Here is a 25033-nt window from a genome sequence, read left to right as displayed (position 1 = left end):
GGGGGTATCGGGGGGTGTACGGGGGTTCTTTTCACACGCGTTTTGGGGTGGGCTCTCTTAAACTTAGCCAAGTCTCTCGATTTTTTGAAGAAGACAATGGGCTTAGGGAAGACAACTCGTTTTTTGTGGAGTGGTGGTTGCGCCGTGGTGCTGGGCTGCGCGATGGTGCAGGTTCTGCCTGCGAAGCCGGCGCAGAAGAAGCATGTGGAGTTGAGCGCGTGGGAGCAGGCGGAGCGGGGTCGTGAGACCTTGGAGGCAATGCCGGAAGGGACGCGGACAAAGGCGGACTATACGCGGGCGATGGATGGATTTCGCGCGGTGTATCACGAGTCGCCGAGGGATGTTCATGCTCCCGATAGCGTGAATGCGGTGGCGGAGCTGCTGGCGGAACAGGGACGCGGGCTGCATGATGCGAAGAGTCTGAAGGCGGCGGTGGGACAGTATGAGTTTTTACGGACGCAGTATCCAGGGAGCTCGCTGCGGGTGAGTGCGCTGCTGGCGGAAGGACAGATCTATGAGAATGATCTGCATGATGTGGAGGCGGCGCGGGAGAGATATTCGCTGCTGGTGAAGCAGTATCCGCGAAGTGAAAAGGCGGAGGAGGCGCGGGCTGGGCTGGCTTCGTTGGAGCAAGGGGCAGGGCGTGGGGTACAGGATGCTGCGGTTGCTCCGGCTCCGGCTCCGGTTGTGCCTTCTGCGACGAAGGAGATTGGAATGGGTGGGGTTTCGGCGACTGCTTCGGGTGTGGGTGATTCGAAGGCGGCGGGTGCAGTACCGGCGGGAGTTTCGTCGCCGATGGATGAGGCCGTCGATGCGGCTGCGGGTGGGGCTTTGGCTGGTGAAGCGCAGGGTGCGGGGGCGCAGGGTGCTGCGCCGATGCATGTTGCGAAGACGGTGCGGCGTGGGCGTTTGGCACAGGTGTCGGGGATTCGGCACTGGTCGACGCCAAACTATACGCGGGTGGCGATCGACCTGGGCGACGATGTGACATATGAGGCGGCGAGGGTGCCGAATCCGGATCGGATCTACTTCGATCTGCATGGGACGCGGCTGGCGCAGGAGCTGGTGGGGAAGAGCTTTGCGGTGACCGATGATGGATATTTGAAGAGGATCCGGGCGGCGCAGTTCTCTAACGACATGACGCGCGTGGTGCTGGATGTTAATGATGTGACCGAGTACTCGGCGTTTCTGCTGCCGAATCCCTATCGCTTAATTATAGATATCCACGGGGGGAGCAAGGCGGAGCCGGGTGCGCCGGCGGTGAGCGTTCCGATGCAGAGGGCGGCATCGGCTGCTCCGACGGTGCCGAATACGACGGCGGTGAAGTCGGGGAGTTCGTTTGATGTGGCGGCGCTGAGTGCACAGCCGGGTAAGGTGGAGGCGACGAGTCAGCCGACCTCGCAGCCGATCTCGGCGGTGGTTTCGGGGAAGAAAGATTCGGGTGCGGAATCGTCTGGTGTGGCTGAAGGTGGCGTTGCGGCTGCAGTTGGAACTGCTTCGGATGTGCCGGTGGCGGTGGCGCCGAAGCGGTTGAAGAAGGGTAAGGCCGTGAAGGACGCGGATGCTGTGCCGGCAAGGGCGGCGGTGCCTACGGCGGATGGCGAGACGTCGATGGTGCGGGCGCTGGGGTTGAAGATCGGGCGGATCGTGATCGATGCGGGGCATGGGGGGCATGACTCGGGGACGCTTGGCGTTGATGGGATTGAAGAGAAGGATGTTGTGCTGGATGTGGCGCTGCGGCTGGGCAAGCTGCTGCATGACCGGCTGGGGGCGGAGATTATTTATACGCGGTCGGACGATACGTTTATTCCGCTGGAGACGCGGACGGCGATTGCGAATAAGGCGCAGGCGGATCTGTTTCTTTCGATCCATGCGAACTCGTCGGCGGATGCGAGTGCGCGTGGGGTGGAGACTTATTATCTGAACTTCACTTCGTCGCCGGATGCGCTGGAGACGGCTGCGAGAGAGAATGCGGTATCGGATCAGTCGATCCATCAGTTGAGCGATCTGGTGAAGAAGATTACGTTGAAGGACAAGATCGAGGAGTCTCGGGAGTTTGCGGCGGATGTGGAGCAGAGTTTGTATGGTGGGTTGCAGCGAGGCAATGCGGGGTTGAAGGATCGCGGGGTGAAGAAGGCTCCGTTTGTGGTGCTGATTGGGGCGAATATGCCTTCGATTCTGGCGGAGATTTCATTTGTTACGAATGCGAAGGACGCTCGGCAGTTGCAGCAGCCGGATTATCGGGAGCGGGTGGCGGAGAGTCTCTATAAAGGGGTCGCGAAATATGCGGGTGGGTTGAGCGGGGCCAAGGTGCCGACGGAGCGGGCTAGCGGGAATTGATTTTTTGGCGGGTGGCCTTTTGTTGGTGGGTTGGGGTGGCACGACGGTTTGATTGATTCTTAGATTCTTCCAATCTGGATGTTCCAGGGATGGCAAGGCATTTGCTGTTGTGTCGTCGCGGATATTTTTTCGCGCGAAGATGCGTTGCGAGCCTCGTGCTTTCGAGACGACTCGGCGTGCTTCCTGAGGAGGTCCATGAGGCCGGAGACGCAGAAGATTCAACCGCTTTACGGGAGTGCTTTTCACTGTATCGGGACTGAGTGCGAGGACTCCTGTTGTCATGGCATGAGCGTTCTGGTCGATAAGAAAACGTACGAGGGGTATCAGGCGTTTCCGGAGGAGAAGCTGGGTGCTCTGGTGAATCAGTATGTCTCGATTCTTCCTGTGGGGGCGACCGATTCTCTTTACGCGAAGATTCAGCCGGATGCTTTGGGGCGATGTCCTTTTCTCTCGGCTGAGCGGCTCTGTGGGGTGCAGAAGGAGTTTGGTTCGGAGCTGCTGTCTGCTACTTGTTCCACTTATCCTCGTGCGTTGAACAGCGTGGAGGATGAGCTTGAGGTTTCGCTCTATCTGTCGTGTCCGCAGGCAGCGCGGCAGGTGTTGCTCGATGCCGACTCGACGTGGGCGGTGGGGAATGCTAGTTCGGGTCACTTTCGAATGGATCAGTTTTCGCGGCTGACGAGTGGGGATGGGCCGATTCATAAACCGACGCGCTACTTCTGGGAGGTTCGGGACCTGGTGGTGGCTATGATTCAGGATCGTGGGCGTCCGCTGTGGCAGAGGCTGTTTTTGCTGGGGATGCTGAGTAAACGTCTGAACGAGGTGGTGAGTGCGCAGGAAGACGATGCTGTGCCGGAGATTCTGAGGAGCTATTGGGAGATTGTGGAATCGGGAGCGCTGCGCGACAAGCTGGAGATGGTGTCGGCGCGGCCTGCGGTGCAGTTGGATGTGGTGCTTCGGCTGATCGACCAGCGAATTCGTGCGGGCTCTTGTGGTCAACGATTCCTGGAGTGCTTCGACGAGTTTTTGCAGGGCATCGGATATTCTGCGGGGTCGACTGCGGCAAGCGATGCGCTCCATTACGTGGAGGCGGAGGCGAAGTATTGCGCGCCGTTCTTTGCGGCGCATCCGCATGTTCTGGAGAACTATCTGCTGAACTATATCTATAGGACGCTGTTTCCGTTTGGCCGGGAGGCGAGCGCTCATATAACTCCGCAGGGCATTTTTGACGAGTACATGTTAATGGTGACGCAGTATGCGCTGGTCTATGGGCTGTTGGTTGGGATGGCGGGTCATGCGCGAGAGGCGTTTGGAGAGGAGCATGTGGTCAGGCTGGTGCAGTCGTTTTCGAAGACGGTGGAGCATAGCCCTAGTTATTTGAAGGAGATCAATGAATTGATTGCCAGCAGGGGGTTGGGAGATCCCGAGGGGATTGCGACTCTGTTGAGGTTTCCTGTCGAGTGACGCGGGTTGATTGTCTTCGGTGGCGAGTTGGGAGGGGAGGATTGGGTCGGCGGGAGAGGGGCGATGGTGAGCGACGGGGTTTGACATCTAGGCTTACGTTCAGGCGCTGGTGTAGTCTGACCACGTATGGGTTTTTCTTCTCGGATGCGGGTAGTGGCGGCGGTTTTGCTGGCGTTTGCGATGGTGGGTGTGTCGGCGGTTTCGCTGGAGGGGCAGACGCCGAAGGTGATGTTGGCGGAGCCTCCTGCTCCGTTGCTGCCGGAGTCGCTGCGGGGAGGGCCGGACCATGATGCGGGTAATGGCGTTCCTTCGTGGAGTGGGGCAGATGGACCGGTGCTGATGGAAGATGGGATTCGGCGGTATGAGCGCGGAGGGCCGCAGAGTGCGGTGGCTGGCGCTCCGGCATCAAGCGGCACGATTACGGTCTATCAGTTTGTGGATGCTACGGGAGCGGCGGCGGCGTATGACTACCTGTACAAGAGTGCGCCTTATGTCGTGCGGAGCGGTGTGTCTGTGGTGGTCGCGAATCTGAAGGGTAGTTCGGCTTCGGCTGAGGCGCTGTTGCGAACGGTGGAGACTGGGCTGCCGAAGGTGGGAGGGCCTAAGGGGATGTCTCCCCTGCTGCCGACTTATCTGCCGACGAAGGGGTTGGAAAAAGGGTCGCAGCGTTATGCGCTCGGTCCGGTGGGTTACAAGGCGATGGGTGGGGTGTTGCCGGCGGAGATTGTTGGCTTCGATAAGGCTGCGGAGGTTGTGACGGCAAAGTATGAGGGGAAGGGCACGCTGACGATGCTGCTCTACCCGACGCCGCAGATTGCGGGCGACCACGGGCGGCAGATCGAGACGGAGATGAACCGGGAGGGTGGTGCGGCCGGAACCGTGATGCTGAGGCGTGAGGGACCACTTGTGCTGCTGACGACCGGAGCGTGGAACGCGGAGGAGGCGAAGAGGTTGGTGGAGGGGATTCATCTGCGGAGCGAGGTGACGTGGAACAAGCCTGTACCGCCGGAGTTCCATGCGGAGATCAAGAAGACCGTGAGCCTGCTTACCAGCATTCTGGTGTTCTGCGGACTGGGGGCTTTGGCCGCGGTAATTCTGGCCTTGTTTCTGGGTGGCGGGCGAGCTGCGATCAGGGTACTTCAGGGTAAGCCGGCGGCGACTGAGCCGGAGTTCCTTCGGATCGATCTGAGCGGAAGTGCAGCCCGAATTCAGACGGGGGATCCGAAGTCGACCGGCCGTGGATGACGGCTGGCTGGTATATCTGCACTGATGATGGTGCATGGAATGGGCTAAGCGGCTGATAGGAATGCCGTTTGAGATTTCCTGGGCAGGCCTAAAGCGAACGTAAGGCGAACATCGGATGCGATGTTGTCATGTTAGTAACCCCCGTAACGGTATGTTTAACAAGGACTTACAGCAGACGAGTTTTGGCCTTGACACGTCATATCGCCAAACTTAGTATTTCGCCAGAAAGTTCTGATGGCTTTGCCTCCGTTGGAACTATTCTCCCTAAAGAAGAGGCCACCTCGTTGCCGGGTGGCCTCTTCGCTTGTTTGGGAGGTGTTTTGAGGGCGACTTTTTCGATGTGGATGGTTACCAAAGTGGGAGATCAGCTGACGAAGACCGTATGCGCTCGAGCCACTGTCTCATGGCGGAGCGCGTCGTTGTCGATGCAGAGAGCAGGGAACTGAAGGCTCTTCGAAGGAAGAGGCGTTTTATGTCTCAGGGTCTGCATCCGGTGTTTCAAATAGCGATCGCTCAGGCTGCACTTGCGATGCTGGTGTGGCCAACCGGTCTGGAAGAAGGGATGGATTGCAGGTGGGAAGACTCTGACCGGACTGATGCGCCGTGACACGGAGGAGCGAGTCGCGTGTTGTGTTTGATTTTGAAAATGGAGCGACTTGTGACGACGTGTCTCTACGGAGTGGGGAAGGATAGTTCCATCGAGACGTCTGCACGGGCATAGGGAGAAGGCACTACGCGGTCGGGCGGAAGCCGTCGGAAGCCGACTGCCTCGTAGAGATGAATGGCAGGGGTGAGCTTGTGGTTGGTCTCGAGGTAGAGGCGGGTTGCGCCTGAGATTCTTGCTTCCTCGACGACCTTTTCGAGGAGACGGCGGCCGATTCCGCTACCCTGACAGGCCTGCGTTACGGCCATTTTGGCTACTTCAAACTCTCCGGGTTCCATGGCGACGAGGGCGCAGCAGCCGACGGCCTCGCCGTTTTGAATGGCGAAGAAGATTCTGCCGCCGCAGTCGAGAATGGTCGCTTGGGGGTTCGAGAGGGAGTAGACGTCCTTCGGCTCGAGAACGAACTCGCGGGTGATCCACTCTTCGTTCAGGAGACGGAAGGCGATCTCGTCTCCTGGTTCAAATTCCCGAATTTTGAAGTCGAGAGCAGTGTTGTTCATGGGGGCTCCATCGGTTCTTGTGAACGGGGAATGAACGGCGTCTCCCTGAAGTCAACGCTACGAGGAGTTTCGCAGGATGTCCAATAGGTGAAAGGTCGCAATCTATATCATTGGCGTATGAGCGACCAGATCGAGTTGCGACATCTACGCTACTTTCTCGCGGTCGCAGAGACGCTTCATTTCAGTAGGGCGGCCAGGCGCCTGGGGATGGCGCAGCCTCCGCTAAGCCAACAGATCAAACGGCTGGAACAGCTGCTTGGTCATGCTCTTTTTGAGCGAACGACGCGGGGGGTGAAGCTGACGCCGGCGGGACAGCTGCTTGCGAGGCGTGCTCGAAGCACGATGGAGAAGGTGGACGAAGACCTCGCGCAGGTTCGCAGACTCGGGCGCGGCGAAGAGGGGACGCTGACCGTGGGGTTTAGCGGCTCGGTGATGTTTACGGAGTTGCCTGCCGCGATTCAGAGTTTTCGGCATCGTTATCCGAAGGTGGAACTGCGTCTGCGTGAGCTTGTGACCTCTGCGCAGATCGCGGCGCTGCTGAATGGGCAGATTGATCTTGCGTTTTTGCGGGATGGGGACCCGACTGAGGGGATTCGCATCACTACGTTGTTGAAAGAAAAGTATGTGGCTGTGCTGCCGGAGGCGCACGCGCTGGCTCGGCGAAGAACTTTGAGCGTCAAGGCTCTGGAGGGAGAGCCGTTCGTCATGTTTGCTCGACGGATGGGGCCGCTTGCTTACGATCGGACCATCGCCTGTTGCGAGCGGGGTGGATTTCGCCCGAACATCGTTCAGGATGCGCCGCAGTGGCTGACGCTAGTGCGGTTGGTGTCCGCGGGGCTTGGTGTGACGCTGGCGCCGGCCTGTGTTGCGAGGGTCGCGGTACCGGGGGTGGTTTATCGAGAGGTGAACACGGCGTGCCGGACTTCAATTGATCTCGGGGTTAAGGTGGGAGTAGAGAGTGTTCTTGCACGGAACTTCACCGAGATTGCGAATCGACACCTTGCGGTTTAATTTTCGATGCGGTTGGTTATTTTGGCTTTGCAGCGCGGCCGAGAGTACCGGGTCAGATAGAAGATTTGGCGGATGGCTGCGAAGCCGCTAGAATAGAGGGACAGGCCGATGTAGCTCAGTTGGTAGAGCAACTGATTCGTAATCAGTAGGTCAGCGGTTCAACTCCGCTCATCGGCTCCATTCCTTTCCTCCCGCAAACGCGAATTTGATCTTATAAATCATGTATTTACATTATCCCCTCGCGGGGTGCAGTCTTCTAGATTTGACCCATCTTCGCCTAGTTTTCGTGTTGGGGTACAATTCGGGAACAGTGCTGGGACGCAATGTTGAGCTGGAGACCCGATGGCAACCCTATTTAAACGCCCTTCTGGAAGCTGGAAAGCTGTAGTGCGAAAGACCGGCTGGCCGATGATCACCAAGACGTTTCGAATTAAACGAGACGCGGAAGATTGGGCACGACGGACGGAAGATGAAATCGTTCGCGGAGTCTACGTCAACCGTGCGACTGCGGATCGGATGACCGTCAAGGAAGCTATTGAACGTTATTTAGCCGAGATCACTCCGACCAAGCGTCCCAAAAGCCAAATATCTGAACGTGGCTTTTCAAAACCTCTGTTGCAGCATTTGGGAAGATACTCCCTTTCCGCAGTCACTCCTTCTCTAGTTGCTGGCTATCGAGACAAACGTCTTGCCGGTGAGCACCGGCGAGATAAGGAGGGCAATCCCATTCCGTTAGCTGCTAACACTGTTCGCCTCGAACTCGCTCTCTTAGGGCACATGTTCCGCATCGCGATGAGAGAGTGGGGTGTTGCGATCGCGTCGAATCCAGTTCTGAATGTTCGCCGTCCTTCGCCTGGTCCGGGTCGCAATCGCCGCTTGACCGAGAAAGAGGAGAGCAGCCTGCTCACCGCTGTCGATCAACATTCGAATCCCATGCTTGGTTGGATCGTCAGGATCGCACTGGAAACCGGGATGCGCTCGTCCGAGATCGTGACGCTGCGTCAGGGGCAAATTGATCTGAAACGCCGCATCGTCACTCTAATCGAAACCAAAAACACGCAACCGAGAACTGTACCTTTGAGTGCCGTTGCAGCAAATCTGTTTATACAAGCGCACAACATCTCGACAAGACCGGGTGACACCGACCTTGTTTTCTTCGGTGACCCCGGCAGGCATGGGAAGCGTGGACCATACACTTTCAACAAGATTTGGCTGAAGATCAAGAAGGAAAACGGACTAGCCGATCTCCACTTTCACGATCTGCGTCACGAAGCTGTAAGTCGATTCGTCGAATCGGGCTTCTCAGATCAAGAGGTCTCGGCCATAAGCGGACATAAATCAATGCAGATGGTCAAGCGCTACACGCACCTAAGAGCGGAAGATCTTGTAACAAGGATTGATCAAGCTTCCAAACGAAGGGATCCGGGAACAGGTCCCAGAACGCTAACTAAAAGACTCCCGACAAAAAGCCGCCCGCGCACGTCGCGCTTAGAAAAACCATCGAATGGTTCGATGAACACTGAGATTCACTTGGTAGGCGAAACTCGGCGCGACTCGCGATAGCGCCCACTTCTGGGGTCTGAGCGACCCAGGGAGAAATGCTTTTGATGATGGATTATAAGTTTTGGCTTATCGGTGTAAGTTTATGATGACAAAGAGATAATTGGCGGAATCTCGATCAGGCCTAAGTAGTTGGCATCCGTAGTTTAGAGCAATTTATTGTCGCCAGGCGAAGCTGATGTGTGTACCGCTGTTGCACCTTATTTCTCTCTCGCTTTCAGCACGGATAGTTGAAGATCCATCACGCGCCAATTTGACGTGCGGAATTGCCACCGATCCACAATTGAAGCCCACTACGTCCTGCTAGTCCTCTTGTTTCTTCTTGCACATCTTGCTTCCTTTAAGCAAACGAAAACCATACCCCGAGGTCCCCTCTTTCATACCCCAAAGTCCCCTTTCCCATACCCAGAAGTCCCCCTCTATATACCATGAAGTCCCCTTCTTCTGGCGGCGATCAACACGGATTGTCATTTTGATCGATTGGAGATTCAGTGAAGTGAGCTGCGTGTCTGTCGACATCCCGTCCGAATGGATTTGCTATGGAAGATTCCAGTTGGAAGGTTTGAATCTCGTCGCATTCAATTCCAAGTGCGGCGACAGGAACCTATCGCAAACAGGCGCATAACAAAGCCTCAGTCGACTGATACAAGTGGCCGGTCGCGTAGCTGGCGGAGTGGGCTTTGAACTACATCGGATCGGCGCCGATGTCGTCCAGCTAACGTTCGCGAACAGACTTTGTTCGCTGCCCAAATTCGAGTAAGCTGTTTTAGTTGTTCACTCTTGCTCAATGCCAAATGAAACTCCAAGCCCTCTTAAAGCTGAAAGAATTCATAGGAATCTGATCCAGGGCAAGAGTCAAATGGCCGACCTGATCCGAGACCATGACTGGAGTTCAACTCCTCTTGGGGGAGTCGAGGACTGGTCTGAGGGTCTTTTGTCCTCCGTGAACCTCATGCTTGCGTGTGCCTTTCCCTCGCTGGTGTTCTGGGGGGAGGAGTTGGTGCAACTCTACAACGATGCGTTTATCCCCCTTCTCTCGGAGCGCCATCCATCAGGTCTAGGCCAGAAGGCAGAGGAGTGCTGGTCCGATGCTTGGCAGATCGTTGGCCCAAATCTAAGAAGGGTCATGGATGATCGGGAGACGGTATACCACCAAAACGCGATAGTTCCGATCATCCGGGACGGCAGGTTGCAGGATATCCGGTGGACCTATAGCTATAGCCCGATCTTTGGTTCAGGTGGGGATGTTCTGGGAGTGCTTGTCATCTGCCAGGACATTACTCGCGAAGTGGATGCAGCCCAAGACCTCAAAGAGAGTGAGACTCGCGCTTCGCGCATACTGCAAAGTATTGGAGACGCCGTGATTGTGACGGACCCGGAGACTCGCATAACCCAGATGAATTCCGTCGCCGAACAACTGATTGGCTGGAAGATTGGAGAGGCCAAGGGCGAGCTGCTGGCAAATGTCTTTCAGATCGTCAATGAAACCACTCGGCAACCTGTGGAGAGTCCGGCCGACAAAGTCAGGAGCACAGGTTCGGTGGTTGGGCTCGCCAATCATACTGTTCTCATCTCCAAAGACGGAAGAGATATCCCTATTGATGACAGTGGCGCTCCTATTCTCGATGAGAGAGGAGTCCTCAACGGTATCGTTCTTGTATTTCGTGACATTGAAGAAAGGCGAGCCGCTGAGCGGGAGAGAGATCGGCTCACCGAGCGCCTGACTCAAGTATTGGGGACGACGACGGATGCAATTGTGGCAGTGGACCGCAACTGGGTCATGACCTACCTCAATCCAAAGGCGACTGAGCTCTATGCTTCCGATCGGCAGATCCTCGGCCAGAATATTTGGGAGGCATTCCCAGACGCTGTCTACGAGGGGTCTCCATACGTCGAACATTACTACCGGACGATGAACGAGAGGGTTTCTGGTGGGTTCGACGCGTATTATCCTGCGCCCCTTAATTTATGGCTTCACATCGATGTCTACCCAACACCCGAGGGAATCGTTACCTTTTCTCGAGATGTGACTGACGAGAAGAGTGCTCGCGAAGCGTTGAAGAGTAACTCCGAACAAGCAGAACGCCAGCTTGCAGAGATCGAAACCGTCTATCGTACGGCTCCGATCGGTTTGGCTTTGTTTGATACACAGGATTTCCGATATCTGAGGCTAAACGACAGGCAAGCGGAGTTTTTCGGACTGAAGCCGGAGCAGGTAGTTGGCCGTACCCTAACCGAGATGGCTCCGATTAAGGGGCTTAAGGAGTTGTTTGAACAAGTGCTTGCCGGTCAGCCGGTCGTCAATTTTCCTCTGGAAGGAGAATTGGCCACACGCCCCGGCGAGCACCGCTACTGGACTGTGAGTTACTTCCCAGTGTTTGGGGCGGATGGCACCGTTCAGGCGATTTCGGCAGCATCGCTCGAGATTACCCACCAAAAGAAGGCCGAGCTTGCTCTGATGCAGAGTGAAAAGCTAGCAGTGGTGGGACGGCTCGCGTCCTCGATTGCGCACGAAATCAATAACCCGCTTGAATCTGTCACGAATCTCTTATATCTGGCGGAACGTTGCGACGACATGACGGAGACCAGGACATATGTCCAGACTGCGGAACGCGAACTGCGTCGAGTGTCAGTCATCGTCAATCAAACTCTTCGCTTTCATAAGCAGTCGAGCAGTCCCCAGGAGATCTCCGGGGATCAGCTCATAGATAGCATCGTCTCGATGTTTCAGAGCCGCATTGTGAACTATGGCATACGCGTCGAAGAGCGCAAACGCATAGCGCCAGCAGTGCGGTGTTTTGAGGGAGAGATTCGACAGGTGCTCAGTAATCTGGTTAGCAACGCAATTGATGCCATGCAACCGTTGGGTGGCGGCCGGCTTCTGTTGCGTAGTCGCGTCGGAAGAGAATGGAACACGGAACGACCGGGACTTGTTATCACCGTTGCAGATACCGGCAGCGGTATGTCAACTTCGGTCGCGACACGCATATTTGAGCCGTTCTACACGACGAAGGGCATCAGTGGAACTGGTCTCGGACTTTGGGTAAGTAGCGAGATCGTTCTTCGACACCGAGGAACATTGCGCTTTCGGACCAGTGAGAGGTACGGTCGCAGCGGAACGGTCTTCTCATTATTCCTCCCGTTCGACGCGGTGACCAGGTAAGAGCCCAGAGCCATACAACATCCTGTACTGAAATCGTCATCTCATTGAGGCTAGGCAAGCCAATCAGGATCAGTGCAATAGGTTCGAGACGGTTTGAGTGAAGTTGGCTCGGCTCGGTGGCATCGCTTGGATCCGTAGCCAGGAGCTAACGTGACGAAAACCCGATTACCAAACCAAAAGTTACCGAACCAAACTGCAGTGAGACTTTCGACTCAAATTGCTAAAGAGACGAGAGGAGATGCATTCGGAAAGTTCGCAACTGTGGCTTCGGGATGGTTGGGATCGAAGTGGGCGTTTCTAGCGGCCATCTTGCTTATTGTGATTTGGGCAGCTACGGGGTCGCTCTTTCACTATTCAGATACGTGGCAGCTGGTCATTAACACGGGAACTACCATCGTTACTTTTCTCATGGTCTTCCTGATTCAAAACACTCAGAACCGGGATGCCCGAGCGATCAATCTCAAGCTGAACGAGCTTATCCATGCCATCGACGCTGCCGGCGATCAAATGATGGACATCGAGAAGTTGAGTGATGAGGAATTAGATGTCCTGCAGTCTCGTTACGAAACGATTCGGGCTGAATGCATGGAACGAAACAAACGTAGCAATGTGGGCAAAAAAGAGGTAGAAGCATGAAGTCCTTGGCGGATCCAACAAAACTGAAACCCCTCGATAAAAAAGAAGGACTGGTACAAATCATCATCGAGACACCTGCCAAAAGCCGAAACAAATTCGCCTATGATCCCGATCAGGGGATCTTCGCACTCAAGAAGGTGCTCCCTGCTGGCATGGTGTTTCCTTATGACTTCGGCTTTCTTCCTCAGACCCTTGCACCGGATGGTGATCCTATCGACGTTCTTTTGCTGATGGATGAGCCCGCGTTTCCAGGGTGCGCGGTACGTGCTCGACTCGTGGGTGTGATTGAAGGGGAACAACTGGATGGGAAAAAGAAGATCAGAAACGACAGGTTGATTGCGGTAGCAGAAGCAAACCACCAGTACGCCAATGTTCGAAAGCTCAAAGACCTCCCTTCTCAATGGATGAAGGAAGTGCAGGACTTCTTCGTGAACTATCACAATCTTGAAGGGAAAAAATATCGCCTACTGGGATGTAAAGGCGCCGACGCGGCGATGACTTTGATTAAAGAGGCGATGAAAGCCGGCTGAGATGAAGAGGTTTTACAGCCAATGAGCGAGATAATCTTTCGATTCCTTATCGGGGGCTTCGTAGTAAGTTTGTTTTCCACGATTGGAGATACACTTCGCCCCAAGAGTTTTGCCGGCCTGTTTGGAGCAGCGCCATCGATTGCTTTAGCAACCGTCGGGCTCACGATCGCAAAGAGCGGGGCCCAATACGCTGCGATCGAATCGAGATCTATGCTTCTTGGCGCAGTTGGATTTTTCTTTTACACAATAGCTGTCTCGCAAGTTCTCAGACGCTATAAGCCCTCGACGCTCGCGGCGACGATAAGTCTTATGCCTGTATGGTTCGGCGTTTCATTGGGCTTATGGTTTCTGATAATGAGGTCACACTGAGATGATCAGGGTGGATCTGTCTTCGCTTCGGGAGACCAAGCCGCATGAGTACGCGATGAGGTTTCTCTTTGGTGGGATATGTACCGTTTTGGCGGGGCTTATCGCAAAGCGATTCGGCCCTGCCGTCGGGGGCTTTTTCTGGCATTTCCGGCCATCTTCCCGGCAGGTGCGAGTTTGATTGAAGATCACGAAAAGAAGCGCAAGGCTGAATATGGATTAGATGGAACCGTGCGAGGACGTCTGGCGGCCAGCATTGATGCGGCGGGTGCATCCCTCGGATGCATCGGCCTTATGGCATTTGCAATCGTTCTTTGGCGCGGACTACCCGGCCGCAATGCATACTGGGTAATTTCCATTGCTTCGTGCGCCTGGATGCTGCTTTCGGGAGCACTTTGGGCACTAAGAAGAAAGCGCCTCTTTCATCACGGACCAAGATAACGGGCCGCATGCTACACTTCCGAGCATGCCTCTGATAGTCATTCTCATCATCTTGTTAGTTCTCTTCGGCGGTGGCGGCTACTACATGGGCCCCGGAATCGGTTACTACGGTGGTGGCGGCATTAGCCTGATTCTCGGTGTGATCGTTATCTACTTGCTGTTTGGGCGAGGACGAGGACGACTCTAAGCAATCGATCGTCGCCGTAACGACCAATGCATCTCCATCAATCCCCTGACTACTCATCTGCATCAGACTGCGTGGAATGATCGCACGCATATGGAGTAGCAGGAGTACAGGTCATGGAAGATAAGTTGGCTTTAGTTACAGGCGCGTCAAGTGGCATCGGCCTTGAATTAGCGAAAGAATTAGCAAACAGAGGATATGACCTTGTCATTTCTTCTTCCGGTGAGAGACTGAGCGCAGCCGCAGAGGAGATACGGAGCGGCGGACATCAGGTAGTTGAAGTGAATGCCGATCTCGCAACCAGAGCAGGCGTTGATCAGCTATGGTCGCAAGTCCAATCGCTTGGTCGGCCAGTCGACATTGCTTGCATCAACGCAGGCGTGGGAGTGGGCGGATTATTCTCCGAGACTGATCTCGACGCCGAGTTGAATATGGTTGAACTTAACTGTGTCGGAACCGTGCAGCTCGCTAAATTTGTGGTGCAACACATGAAAGAGTTGAATGCCGGGAAGATTCTCTTTACTGCGTCCATTGCAGGTGAGATGGTCGCGCCACGTGAAGCGGTCTACGCTGCGACAAAGGCATTTGTTCTTTCGTTTGCTCATAGCCTTCGGTACGAATTGAAAGAAACCGGCATCACGGTCACGGCACTTCAACCGGGCCCGACTGATACAGACTTCTTCCATCGTGCAGGGATGGACGAGACTGAGGTAGGACAGAAAGGTAAATCTGAAAGCGAACCAAAGGATGTCGCCCGCCAGGGAATTGATGCCTTGTTGGCCGGTAAAGATCACATTTATGCTGCGTCGTTCAAGACGAAGCTGGAAGGGGCTCTGGCTAATGTCGTGCCGGGTAATCTGAAAGCTGCAATGCATGAAAAGATGGCCAAGCCCAACTCTGAAAAGTAGCAAGCGAAACATGTTGGTCCCGGAAGCCCGTCCTTGACGGGCTTCTGATCGTTAACACACAGACCACGCGATCGCCAGTTTGTGCGTCTATGTTAGTACGTCCGTGAGCAAGTCGCCGGACGATCCCAAGCATTGCGTTGCACGGATGCGCAAAGGAGATTGCGATGTCCTCTGCCTTAAAGGAAAAGCCCTATGCGGAAGAAGTGCCCACCGCCAGCCCAGCGAGTGTGATTCTCAATGGACGTTATCTTCCTCCTCCTGAGGACAAAGATGGCAAGCTCTGGGTTAGAACCTCCGCGCTGATTCAAGCTAGCGCCGACGATTTATACGCTATGTGGCGTAACGTTGTAGCCGCACCTGGCTGGCAGGAGCAAATTACGCACGTTACGGTCACAGGTGAGAGAACTTCACATTGGGTGATGCAGTCCGGAGAGAAGACCATCGAATGGGATTCCGAAATCCTGGCCGACGAACCTGGGAGGCGGATCGCGTGGCGGTCTATCGGTGGGGACTCGGACAATGCGGGTGAGGTGATCTTTGAAGAGGCTCCTGGTAGCCGCGGTACGGTAGTGACGGTGCTGCAGGCGTTCCGCATGGGCAAACTGACTAGCGCCTGGGAGACGTTCACGGGTCGCAATCCGAAGCAAGCCGTGATTGAGAACCTGCGACACTTCAAAGCTCTTGCCGAGACAGGCGAGATCCCGAGAACTCAGGGACAACCTCATGAGGACCGCGGCTTGATTGGAAAGATGAAGGCATCGACCTATGGTGAAAAGGTTCCTACGCCTTCGGGATCAAACTGAGCGAAAAGCTCGCATTGGACATTGCCAGGAATCGAATTGGAGGAAGTCATGAAGGCTGTTTGTTGGATGGGAAAGAGCAAAGTAGAAACGCTTACGGTAGCAGACCCGAAGCTTCTGAATCCGCATGACGCGATTATCAAGGTCACGCGAACTGCCATTTGCGGATCAGATCTTCATCTCTACGACGGATTCATACCTACCATGGAATCGGGAGACATTCTGGGCCACGAGTTCATGGGTGTCGTCGAAGAAGTGGGGAAAGAAGTCACCAATCTGCGGCGCGGGGATCGAGTCGTTGTTCCATTCACGATTGCCTGCGGCAACTGTCTCTTCTGCAAGAAGAAGATCTGGGCTGCGTGTGACAACAGCAATCCCAATGCCCATCTGATGGAAGCCGCATACGGATATTCAGGCTCAGGCCTGTTTGGCTACTCCCATATGATGGGTGGTTACGCTGGTGGGCAGGCGCAATATGCGCGTGTTCCTTTTGCGAATGTAGGCCCATTGAAGATCGAAAGCGATCTTCCGGATGAGAAGGTGCTTTTCCTTTCCGATATCTTCCCGACCGGATATATGGCGGCTGAAAATGCGCAGATCCAACCTGGAGATACGGTCGCGGTGTGGGGTTGCGGACCGGTAGGTCAGTTCGCAATTGCAAGCGCGTTCATGCTTGGGGCTGCACGAGTTATCGCAATTGATCGTCTACCGGAACGACTTGAGATGGCGCGAAGCCTCGGGGCAATCACGGTCGACTATTCCGAGGAGGATGTCAGCGTTCTCACCGCACTCAAAGATCTAACTGGTGGCATTGGCCCGGACGCGTGCATTGATGCCGTTGGTCTCGAAGCTCATTCCGCTCAACTTCAGGGCACCTACGACAAAGTCAAAGTCGCTCTGATGATGGAGACTGATCGACCAAGCGTACTCCGGCAGGCAATTCAGGCTGTCCGTAAAGGGGGCACCTTGTCGGTGCCTGGAGTCTATGGTGGCCTTCTCGATAAAGTGCCGTTTGGAGCGGCTTTTGGTAAGGGCATCACCATGAAGATGGGGCAGACGAATATGCATAACTACATGAAACCTCTGCTTGAGCGAATCGAGAAGAGGCAGATTGATCCGAGTTACATCATCTCGCATCGCATCACGATTGAGCAGGCGCCTGAGATGTATAAGGTCTGGAGAGACAAGAAAGAGAATGTGACAAAGATCGTGATCGATCCCTGGGCAGACGCCGCAGCTTAGCGAAATATCTTTCTTAGCGTTATGCCATAACGCGCACCGTAGTCTTTGGAGTTACCCGAATATGAGTTCTGACAATCCGATTTCCCGCCGCGATCTCGTAACCCATCTTGGAGCCGGGATTGCAGGCGCTGCGATTACCGTGGCTGTTCCCAATGCGCAGGCCCAGACGGCGGCGGGGAATACCACTGCACCATTTGTCGATCCAACAACCAAATATCCAAAGCCGCCTTATCCGGGACAATCACAACCCTGGCCTGGTCTCGCCAGTAAGATGAATCCTCGACCGGATCACGGCGAGACGAGCTATAAGGGGTTGGGCCGGCTCATGGGACGCAAAGCGCTTATCACGGGCGGCGACTCTGGCATGGGACGCGCTGCTGCCATCGCCTATGCGCGGGAGGGCGCTGATGTTGTCATCAGCTATTACCCCACGGAGGAGCCTGACGCTCGCGAGGTCATTCAGCTGATCAAGGCTGAGGGCCGCAAGGCCATCCCGATACCAGGTGACCTTCGCGAGGAGAGCTACTGCAAGGAACTCGTTACGAAGGCCGTCGCTGAACTTGGTGGGCTCGACATTGTTGTGTCCAATGCGGGACGCCAGCAGCAGTGCGAAGACATACTCCAGCTCACGACAGAAGCTTTCGATGCGACCATGAAGACCAATATCTATGCTCCTTTCTGGATCATCAAGGCAGCACTCCCGCACATGCAGCCGGGCTCGTGCATCATTGCCACAACGTCTGAGCAAGCCTACGATCCCGCGGGCAACTTGTATGACTACGCCCAGACAAAGGCAGCGACGATGAATTATGTGAAGTCATTGGCCAAACAGTTCGGTCCTAAGGGGATTCGCGTGAATGGTGTTGCGCCGGGACCAATCTGGACACCACTTCAGGTTTCAGGCGGAGCAACCCAAGATCACTTGATTCACTTTGGGGAAACGTATCCGCTAAGACGAGCAGGCCAGCCGGCTGAACTCGCGAGTATTTACGTGCAGCTCGCAGCTAACGACGCCAGCTATACGACGGGGAATATATATGGCGCGGGCGGTGGTGCGGGCCAGCCGTAAAGGTCTGAGCTACTTCTAAAACTTCACCCATGTTGATAACGCGACTAAGGAGCTGGCGTGATCTTAATAGCGCGGCCTAGCGCTTCCAAATCACGTTCGGCGTGAGACTGGCGAAGATAAAGGTCCAGCTCCTGATAGCGTTTAGAAATCTTCTCGTCCATCGCGACTGGATGCGGTCCATAGGCTCGCGGTAATCTTCTCAAGATGTCTGAGCAAGCTTGCTCAACAAGGTGTCGAACGGTTAGGGCGCGTACTAGAGCCCTTTCACGATCTTTCGGAGCAACGTCGATCTCACGGCCAGCGGAGTCGAGGTAGCACAATGACGCCCATATTGAAGCCCGCATTGCACCAAGGTGCGCCAATGTGTGAGGGTCCTTTCTGGATTGTTCGTTCGCATACTCAACAAGTCCTGCAGCGCCTCCAGCCCAACAGGCTGCGGGTCCGCATGCCCCGTGCCAGAAGCCCGGTCGCTGAAGGTACCAGCCCGGGGCTCCGATTAGTTCCTCAGGGATGATAGGTAGATTCTCGAAGGTCACGGTGGAGGTCCGAGTTTCTCGAAAGGCGTTCGTCTTCCATTCTGAATCATCAAAATGTAGGAAGCGATCGTTGTCTCGAAGATCGGCATCCACAAGTTGCGGCTGAGGACCGCCCACTGTGATGAGTGCGCGATCAACTAGTCCGGCCCCACTGCAAAACATCTTTTTTCCATTGATCCGAAAGGAGGAGTCACGGTTCCGTTCCAATGTGATGGCCTGTCCTGGGCGCTCGGACGCCCACACTCCGTAAAGGCAATCTGGTTTAGGATTGCTGCCATTCTCTTTAAGGATAGCGACTGCATCCCAATGTGCTTCTGCCATACGGGCAAGAGAGAGATTCCTGCGGCCAATCTCAAACAAAGATCGGTAACGCCTGTCAGTGTTGCCAGCACCAGGCAGAGGAATTTCTTCTGCAACTGTCTTGCGAAGCTGAACGACAAACGCCTCGGTCGTCATGCGCTCATCTCATTATGCGCGGCGAGAGCGCCCGCAAATCCATGGGGTGCGCGTCCAACACGCCTACCACTCGTCAGTACTTTCACTGCATTTGTTGAGGTGCGTCGCGCAGCAGTTTTCAGAAGGCGATCCCATAGATCATGATCCTCAGCCGTCGTAAGTCCTTTCCATCCGCCTGAGCGAAGGTAGACATCACCACGAATTCCCAGGTTTGCCCCATGAACATGTGGATGGGAACCATCCTCATGGATGAGGTAGCTCTTGCGAAACCGCACGCCAACGCCGATATCATGTTCCTCGAACGAATCGACATCAACAATACCGGCGACGGTTTCTATGCCTTGGTCCGCGAACAAAAGCTGGTCGACGAGCCATGACCTTGGTACGCAGCAGTCAGCATCAGTATTTGCCAGCCAACAACACCGGAGCTCGCCTGAATAACGTCGCAGAGCCAACTCGGTGGCGAGCGAACGCGCGTGGCCCACAGCCCCCGCTTCTGTTGCCACAACTGTTCCATGTTTTGCCAGGGTCTGCTTCGCGATTTCAAATGTCAGGTCGGTAGAAGTATCACACGCGACAACAACATCCGTGGTGACCGATACCGGAAGAAGTGCACACGCCTCCAACACGGATTTCAGGCATCGAGGAAGGAGAGCTTCTTCATTCCGAGCAGGAATCACCACCGCTACGTGCCATGGGTTACGACTCATAGGCGCACCCATCGATCAAGGCGGAAATCTGCGTGACGTTCCGAGTGTTCCAGACTCAGGTCCTTGATATTCGAAATGGCCTGATGGACATGGTCCCCGCTCAAAAGATGATCGGGAGAGGAGCCGAGCCAATGTATAGCAAGAAATGTCCCACCACGGCTGATTTGGGTGATCAGTTTGTCTACGAGAGATGCCAATTGGGATTCGGCGAAGTAATATCCGATCTCGCTGAATACGACCAGATCGAACTCACCGGTTGGCATCTGGTCTGGCATCGATGCGCACACAATGTGGACGTTTGTTCGGGTGCTGCAGCGTTGACGCGCCCGATCGACTGCGATGCAGGAGATCTCCATCGCCTCTACCTCGTCACAGATGGAAGCTAGTCGCTCTGTCAGAACTCCGATAGAACATCCCGGTTCGAAAGCGCGTTTGTATCGACTACAAGGGAGAGCTTGAAGAATGCGCTCGTAACGGCCAAGCTCATAGCTACTCGACGCGAAGCTCCACGGATCCGGGCTGCTCTCGTAGAGCGCATCAAAAAAGGCGCGACTTGTAGTGTTCCTGATCATGAAGGCAAAAAGATTTCGGTCGAACGTCGGGCAGGCCAAAGCAGCTCATCCGGAAGGATGGGTTGTCCCGAAGGATGCTCCAATTGAGAACGGTACTGAGATAACGCAGTAAGCTTTGAGCGCCGATGATCAGGACTGAGAGAAAGCGACCGCAGAGGCAGGTTCTTAAGCAGCTGTGGTGTTCCGCGGTGCCACGTCCAAAAAAAATAAAAAGTGAGAGATGCTCCCGCACGCTGCGCAACTGTCTGCGCTACGCGACCGCAGGCTTCATGGTCTGGATGAAAGTCTCCTATCCATGGAGCAAAGATGTGGGTTTCTCTAGAAACGAGCGGGAGGAGGCGTTCTGTGAGAGTGCGTTCTTCAGAGCTGACCGCGCTGTCAGTAAGCCCGAGACGAATAACGTCGCCGGGCTTCAAACCCAGTTGCTTAACTGCCGCACTTTGTTCCATCCGTCGGTTCGCAGCAAGAGTAGAGTCGCCCCGGCCATATGCGTTCTCGCCGTCTGTTACGGCGACTACCTGCACAGGAACGCCTTCCGAAACTTGTGTTGAAATCAAGCCCCCGGCTCCGAGAGTTTCATCATCCGGATGTGGTGAAATCACAAGGACATTCTTCCCAGATGGTTGCCACGACGTCGCGGCTTCCCACATGGGTGACCACTCTTCTTCTAGAGACAAAGGTACGATCATAAGTCGACTCAAATTGTCTGATGCATGAAACTCCTGAATCGCCAAAGCTAAGAGACGATTCGGCCGTGTGTTTTTGATAGCACCCACGTTCTTTGCAATTCAACGAGCAGGTGATGATTCCATGGCTGGAGCAAGGAAGGGCTTGGCGATCCTGCCGCGTTTTACAGCGTTAAACCTCACCCGCTTGAAGAAACGGCTGGGAGTCGGATTGAGACTTATCAAAGGATGCTCGAAGTTCGGTCAAAACCATATTGCGAAGATGCTCTGAGGCGTAGCTACTGCGCCAAAGTCCTAAACGTAAGTGAGTAGCGTAGCGAGTCGACGGGCGGGATACTATGCTCCCATCGCGTTCGAACTTCGCCTTCCAGAATGTAGATCGATCGTGGTTTGAGTATTTGGGATTTGCGAATCCAGCTGGCGCCGGTTGAAAGGCGAAGGCGCATTATTGCTGGTGCCAGAAGCGAAACCCCAACGATCACACCAAATTGCGGCTTGTCTTTATGCCAACCTATTCCTGCGCCTGCCGGATATTGATTTACTCCGCCTTGCTGAATTTCATCGATGTTCCTCCCCGCGTAATCTGCGGCCTTTCTGCGGAGCTCTTCGATAAACGGCGGAAACCTTTCCGTTGGCTCAACCGTACGACGTGCATAGTCATAGCGAAGACCAAAAGATGTAACACGTCGATTGCCAACATGACCGTGAAATTCGAATGGTTTGAGCTCGAGTGTTGCAAGTGATGCGACGAGAGCAGCCTCATCAGGTTCACTGATGATGTCTTCTTGATAACGAAAGCCACTCGGCATAGTCGGCGCTTGGGTACTCTCTAGTTCAGCGAAGAGACCTTTCTGCGTTGCCATCAGAACCTCCTGGAAGTCTTCAAATATAGATTCAGCTGAGACGTTGGTGCCGACTGTTTGTCCTGTGGCTTGTCATCAAGAACCGTCCTGCCGCCGATCGATGCAGAGATTGCTCGCTCGTGAGCTACCGCGGTGTCGAAATCTGCAAACGGCTGCCGATTCGCCTCGACATTACGGGTCAATTGATCCAATCGCCGGAAGCCCTCAAGTTTTTCGGTGTGGCCCAGTCGAGCTGCTTCCAGAGAGCGACGCAGGATGGCGAGCGAGTCATCGTAGACCTTTAGTGGAACCGGAAAAGGGTGCCCATCCTTGCCACCATGTGCGAATGAGAAGCGTGCCGGATCGGAGAAACGGCTGGGGGCACCATGTACGACTTCGGCAATGAGAGCAAGAGATTGTAGCGTTCGTGGACCGAGACCTTCTACCAGGAGTAGCGAGGCGAAGTCTCGTAGGTCTTTTTCATGTGCGACTGCCAGGACTGCGCCAAGTCGCTCCAAATCGACATCCGTGGCACGGACATCGTGATGCATTGGCATCGAAAGCTTGCGGGCGTCGCCTAAGACTTTTTCAAAAGGACTTTTTGCAATTACAAGCAAAGCATCTCTTGCCCTTTCGGAACGGGCGTCCACCAGATTCCGAATCTCACCCTGGGGTTCGCCTACGATGGCGGTGTGTGGGTCGGACACGAAGTCCCGCACTGTCGCTGAATGCCAGTGATACCGTCGTGCTAGGCGATTTTGAGTATTCATTCCCTGCTGAACGACGGCCCATTCTCCGGATCGCGTGACTACGAAGGAGTGCAGATAAAGCTGGAATCCGTCTGCAATGGCGTTGTTATCCACTCGCGCCGTGAGCCGGCTCGTGCGTGCCAATGTATCTCCATCAAGTCCAGTCTTCATAGAAAAAGCACGAAGTTCGTCCGGGGTGCGGATGGAATGTCGGCCACGACCTCCGCAGACCATCAAACCAAGATCCGAAAAACGCGGATTGAGACCACGCTTCAGCGCTCCGAGTACCGAAGTCGTGATGCCAGATGAGTGCCAATCCATACCCATGACTGCTCCATAAGACTGAAACCAGAATGGATCACTCAATCGCGTCAGAAATTCGGATTGGCCATAGTTTAGAATTACTTGCTCGGCGATGGCTGTTCCTAACGCAGTCATGCGATTGGCCAGCCACTTAGGCACACGCCCTCCGTGAAGCGGAAGATCGGCAATGCCGGAGCGTCTCAATGGTCGGTATCCGTATTTATTATTCGCCATTTGTTCGCTTTAAGCAATGATGACTGCTCCGTAGCAATGATCATCATGCAGGAGCCGTCAGCTTTATTCTTAGCACCAGCCCTGACTTCAGCGCCATGCATCGAAGAATGGCAGTACCGAAGAAGGCCGAGAAAGCTCAGCGGAAAGCGGACGCGAATAGAGAAAGCGATGTCACTCTTTGACGATCAGGGCTAACGAACCACAATAGCGGGCGAGGTAACTAATCCCGTGCGCTGTCCGCCACTGGAAGGACTAAGAAATGACCTCAACGATTACACCTTCCGAACCTCGTAGCTCTATAAAGTTGCCGACCTGCTCCGAGTCACGACGAGAATCGGTCCCCGTGAGAATTATCCCGGCTCCTGTCTCCGCATGAATCGGACTTTGACCTAGATTGAGCAACACCACCAAGCGCTGGCTCCCGTCGCTTCGTTCGTAGCATAAGAGATCTCCTAAAGTTGTGAGGACGCCCAATTGGCCACCTACCAGCATTGGGTAAGCACGCCTGAGAGCGATCAATCTGCGATACAGGTTCAGGATGGACGCTTCATCGCTTTCTTCAACCTCAACATTCACCGTCTGATGATCGGCCCCGATAGGCAGCCAAGGCCGACCCTGCGTGAAGCCGGCTTTCTCGGATGAGTCCCACGTCAAAGGAGTACGTTCGGGATCTCGTCCCATCCCGATTCCCGGCTGCCTCTTTTCCGCAGGATCTTGCACGTCTTCCGCCCGAATCAAGGCGTTCGTCATACCGATCTCTTCGCCATAATAGATCGTCAATGTTCCGGGAAGAGTGAGCAACAGCATAGCTGCTATCACGCTTTGTGAACGGCCAACTCTTGTCGCGATCCGCGCATTATCATGATTTCCCAATACCCAATTCGGCCATGCTCCATGCGGTAACACTTTCATATATTCGGAGACAACCTTGGCAATGGCTTGCGTGTTCCAAGGACATTGGAGCAGTAGGAAGTTAAACGGCAGATTTGCGCCGTTCAAATCCAGTCCGTAGTAAGTCATCAAATCTTTTAATGGGAGATATATCTCTCCTATCAGGACGCGTTCGGGATAGCTGTCAATCAGAGATCGCATCTCTGCGACGACCTCGTGCACCTCGGGGCGGTTGGAGTTGTATATCGTTAGCAAGCTGTTGCCGGAGGATTGGGTTGGACTGAACTCAGGATTCGGTGGATTGTCGCGATATTGATCGTCCTTGATGATGAGCCACATGACATCAACGCGAAATCCGTCCACCCCTTTGTCCAGCCAGAACCGGAGCACGTCGAACATAGCCGCGCGGACATCAGGGTTACGCCAGTTCAGATCCGGTTGTTCTTTTAAAAAGGAGTGATAGTAATACTGATTCGTCCGTTCATCCCACTCCCAACCCGAACCACCAAAGTTGCTCCTCCAATTGTTCGGCTCATCGCGCCACAAATACCAGTCTCGTTTCGGATTCTCACGCGAAGATCGACTTTCTAAAAACCAAGGATGTTGATCGGAAGAATGATTGGGGACGAAATCGAGGATCAACCTAAGATTTCGGCGGTGTGTTTCCTCGAGAAGGCGATCGAAATCCTCCATCGTTCCGAAAATTGGATCGATGCTGCAATAGTCAGCGACGTCATATCCGAAATCGGCCATGGGAGATCGATAGATCGGCGCTACCCATATAGCGTCGACCCCGAGTCGGACCAGATAATCGAGCCGCTGGATGATGCCGTCCAAGTCCCCGATGCCATCACCGTTGCTATCTTGAAACGATCGAGGATAGACCTCGTATATCACTGCGGATTGCCACCAAGCAGGATTGTGCATCTAA

24 protein-coding genes and 1 tRNA gene are annotated in these 25033 nt (G+C 54.7%); 17 read left to right on the top strand and 8 right to left on the bottom strand.

What is annotated here, in order from left to right; all coding sequences use genetic code 11:
* Positions 1 to 96 precede the first annotated feature (96 nt).
* The 4 genes from RBB76_RS07185 to RBB76_RS07170 all read left to right on the top strand — a co-directional run bounded on the left by RBB76_RS07185 (position 97) and on the right by RBB76_RS07170 (position 5656).
* Positions 97 to 2340: an N-acetylmuramoyl-L-alanine amidase gene (locus RBB76_RS07185; protein ID WP_429628102.1), complete on the top strand. Its 2244-nt coding sequence runs from the start codon at positions 97 to 99 to the stop codon at positions 2338 to 2340.
* A gap of 78 nt (positions 2341 to 2418) precedes the next feature.
* Positions 2419 to 3804 carry a flagellin lysine-N-methylase gene (fliB, locus tag RBB76_RS07180; RefSeq protein WP_433963538.1) on the top strand — a complete coding sequence of 462 codons (1386 nt, stop codon included), beginning with the start codon at positions 2419 to 2421 and terminating at the stop codon, positions 3802 to 3804.
* A 126-nt stretch (positions 3805 to 3930) separates the two neighbouring features.
* Positions 3931 to 5049: a DUF6599 family protein gene (locus RBB76_RS07175; RefSeq protein ID WP_429628104.1), complete on the top strand. Its 1119-nt coding sequence runs from the start codon at positions 3931 to 3933 to the stop codon at positions 5047 to 5049.
* Between the two features lie 472 nt (positions 5050 to 5521).
* Positions 5522 to 5656: a hypothetical protein gene (locus RBB76_RS07170; RefSeq protein ID WP_429628105.1), complete on the top strand. Its 135-nt coding sequence runs from the start codon at positions 5522 to 5524 to the stop codon at positions 5654 to 5656.
* Positions 5657 to 5721: 65 nt separating this feature from the next.
* Here RBB76_RS07170 and RBB76_RS07165 read toward each other — a convergent pair whose 3' ends face one another.
* Positions 5722 to 6213 carry a GNAT family N-acetyltransferase gene (locus RBB76_RS07165; protein WP_429628107.1) on the bottom strand — a complete coding sequence of 164 codons (492 nt, stop codon included), beginning with the start codon at positions 6211 to 6213 and terminating at the stop codon, positions 5722 to 5724.
* A 117-nt stretch (positions 6214 to 6330) separates the two neighbouring features.
* On the opposite strand from RBB76_RS07165, the gene RBB76_RS07160 reads away from it, so the two are divergent.
* The 13 genes from RBB76_RS07160 to RBB76_RS07100 all read left to right on the top strand — a co-directional run bounded on the left by RBB76_RS07160 (position 6331) and on the right by RBB76_RS07100 (position 18123).
* Entirely contained in the window at positions 6331 to 7224 is an 894-nt protein-coding gene (locus RBB76_RS07160; RefSeq protein ID WP_429628108.1) for a LysR substrate-binding domain-containing protein, read from the top strand.
* A gap of 104 nt (positions 7225 to 7328) precedes the next feature.
* Positions 7329 to 7404: transfer RNA gene (locus RBB76_RS07155), tRNA-Thr, on the top strand.
* Between the two features lie 162 nt (positions 7405 to 7566).
* Positions 7567 to 8787 carry an integrase gene (locus RBB76_RS07150; protein WP_433963537.1) on the top strand — a complete coding sequence of 407 codons (1221 nt, stop codon included), beginning with the start codon at positions 7567 to 7569 and terminating at the stop codon, positions 8785 to 8787.
* Positions 8788 to 9643: 856 nt separating this feature from the next.
* Positions 9644 to 11947 (top strand): PAS domain-containing protein, encoded by a 2304-nt coding sequence (locus tag RBB76_RS07145; RefSeq protein WP_429628110.1) that lies wholly within the window; start codon positions 9644 to 9646, stop codon positions 11945 to 11947.
* A 150-nt stretch (positions 11948 to 12097) separates the two neighbouring features.
* Positions 12098 to 12583 carry a low affinity iron permease family protein gene (locus tag RBB76_RS07140; RefSeq protein WP_429628111.1) on the top strand — a complete coding sequence of 162 codons (486 nt, stop codon included), beginning with the start codon at positions 12098 to 12100 and terminating at the stop codon, positions 12581 to 12583.
* On the top strand, positions 12580 to 13113 hold the full coding sequence (locus RBB76_RS07135; RefSeq protein WP_429628112.1) for an inorganic diphosphatase: 534 nt from the start codon (positions 12580 to 12582) through the stop codon (positions 13111 to 13113). Before RBB76_RS07140 ends, RBB76_RS07135 begins: the two co-directional genes overlap by 4 nt.
* Before the next feature lie 21 nt (positions 13114 to 13134).
* The gene (locus RBB76_RS07130; protein ID WP_429628113.1) at positions 13135 to 13482 is read left to right on the top strand and encodes a DUF3147 family protein; all 348 of its coding nucleotides are present in this window, start codon (positions 13135 to 13137) and stop codon (positions 13480 to 13482) included.
* A 174-nt stretch (positions 13483 to 13656) separates the two neighbouring features.
* Positions 13657 to 13920: a hypothetical protein gene (locus RBB76_RS07125; RefSeq protein ID WP_429628114.1), complete on the top strand. Its 264-nt coding sequence runs from the start codon at positions 13657 to 13659 to the stop codon at positions 13918 to 13920.
* Between the two features lie 25 nt (positions 13921 to 13945).
* Positions 13946 to 14107, top strand: a complete 162-nt coding sequence (locus tag RBB76_RS07120; RefSeq protein ID WP_260740483.1) for a DUF3309 domain-containing protein — start codon at positions 13946 to 13948, stop codon at positions 14105 to 14107.
* A gap of 113 nt (positions 14108 to 14220) precedes the next feature.
* Positions 14221 to 15012, top strand: a complete 792-nt coding sequence (locus tag RBB76_RS07115) for an SDR family NAD(P)-dependent oxidoreductase (RefSeq protein WP_429628115.1) — start codon at positions 14221 to 14223, stop codon at positions 15010 to 15012.
* Positions 15013 to 15176: 164 nt separating this feature from the next.
* Positions 15177 to 15815, top strand: coding sequence for an SRPBCC family protein (locus tag RBB76_RS07110; RefSeq protein ID WP_429628116.1), 639 nt, complete (start codon positions 15177 to 15179; stop codon positions 15813 to 15815).
* A gap of 48 nt (positions 15816 to 15863) precedes the next feature.
* Positions 15864 to 17054, top strand: a complete 1191-nt coding sequence (locus RBB76_RS07105) for a zinc-dependent alcohol dehydrogenase (RefSeq protein ID WP_429628117.1) — start codon at positions 15864 to 15866, stop codon at positions 17052 to 17054.
* A 61-nt stretch (positions 17055 to 17115) separates the two neighbouring features.
* Positions 17116 to 18123 carry an SDR family oxidoreductase gene (locus RBB76_RS07100; protein WP_429628118.1) on the top strand — a complete coding sequence of 336 codons (1008 nt, stop codon included), beginning with the start codon at positions 17116 to 17118 and terminating at the stop codon, positions 18121 to 18123.
* Positions 18124 to 18167: 44 nt separating this feature from the next.
* Here RBB76_RS07100 and RBB76_RS07095 read toward each other — a convergent pair whose 3' ends face one another.
* From RBB76_RS07095 to RBB76_RS07065, 7 genes are all read right to left on the bottom strand, one after another.
* Complete coding sequence (locus tag RBB76_RS07095; protein WP_429628119.1) at positions 18168 to 19115, bottom strand: hypothetical protein; 948 nt, start codon at positions 19113 to 19115, stop codon at positions 18168 to 18170.
* Entirely contained in the window at positions 19112 to 19825 is a 714-nt protein-coding gene (locus RBB76_RS07090) for a glycosyltransferase (protein WP_433963536.1), read from the bottom strand. The genes RBB76_RS07095 and RBB76_RS07090 overlap by 4 nt, the downstream gene beginning before the upstream one ends.
* Positions 19822 to 20397: an SAM-dependent methyltransferase gene (locus RBB76_RS07085; RefSeq protein WP_429628121.1), complete on the bottom strand. Its 576-nt coding sequence runs from the start codon at positions 20395 to 20397 to the stop codon at positions 19822 to 19824. The genes RBB76_RS07090 and RBB76_RS07085 overlap by 4 nt, the downstream gene beginning before the upstream one ends.
* A complete protein-coding gene (locus RBB76_RS07080) occupies positions 20394 to 21047 on the bottom strand; it encodes a PIG-L deacetylase family protein (RefSeq protein WP_433963562.1) in 654 nt (217 codons plus the stop codon). The genes RBB76_RS07085 and RBB76_RS07080 overlap by 4 nt, the downstream gene beginning before the upstream one ends.
* 314 nt (positions 21048 to 21361) lie before the next feature.
* Complete coding sequence (locus RBB76_RS07075) at positions 21362 to 21946, bottom strand: alpha-ketoglutarate-dependent dioxygenase AlkB (protein WP_429628122.1); 585 nt, start codon at positions 21944 to 21946, stop codon at positions 21362 to 21364.
* Positions 21946 to 23211, bottom strand: coding sequence for a DUF763 domain-containing protein (locus RBB76_RS07070; RefSeq protein WP_429628123.1), 1266 nt, complete (start codon positions 23209 to 23211; stop codon positions 21946 to 21948). The genes RBB76_RS07075 and RBB76_RS07070 overlap by 1 nt, the downstream gene beginning before the upstream one ends.
* Positions 23212 to 23463: 252 nt before the next feature.
* Positions 23464 to 25029 carry an alpha-amylase family glycosyl hydrolase gene (locus tag RBB76_RS07065; protein WP_429628124.1) on the bottom strand — a complete coding sequence of 522 codons (1566 nt, stop codon included), beginning with the start codon at positions 25027 to 25029 and terminating at the stop codon, positions 23464 to 23466.
* Positions 25030 to 25033 lie beyond the last annotated feature (4 nt).

The organism is Tunturiibacter psychrotolerans (assembly GCF_051013365.1).
GTDB lineage: Bacteria > Acidobacteriota > Terriglobia > Terriglobales > Acidobacteriaceae > Edaphobacter > Edaphobacter psychrotolerans_A.
This window is presented reverse-complemented; position numbering and strand designations above follow the sequence as displayed.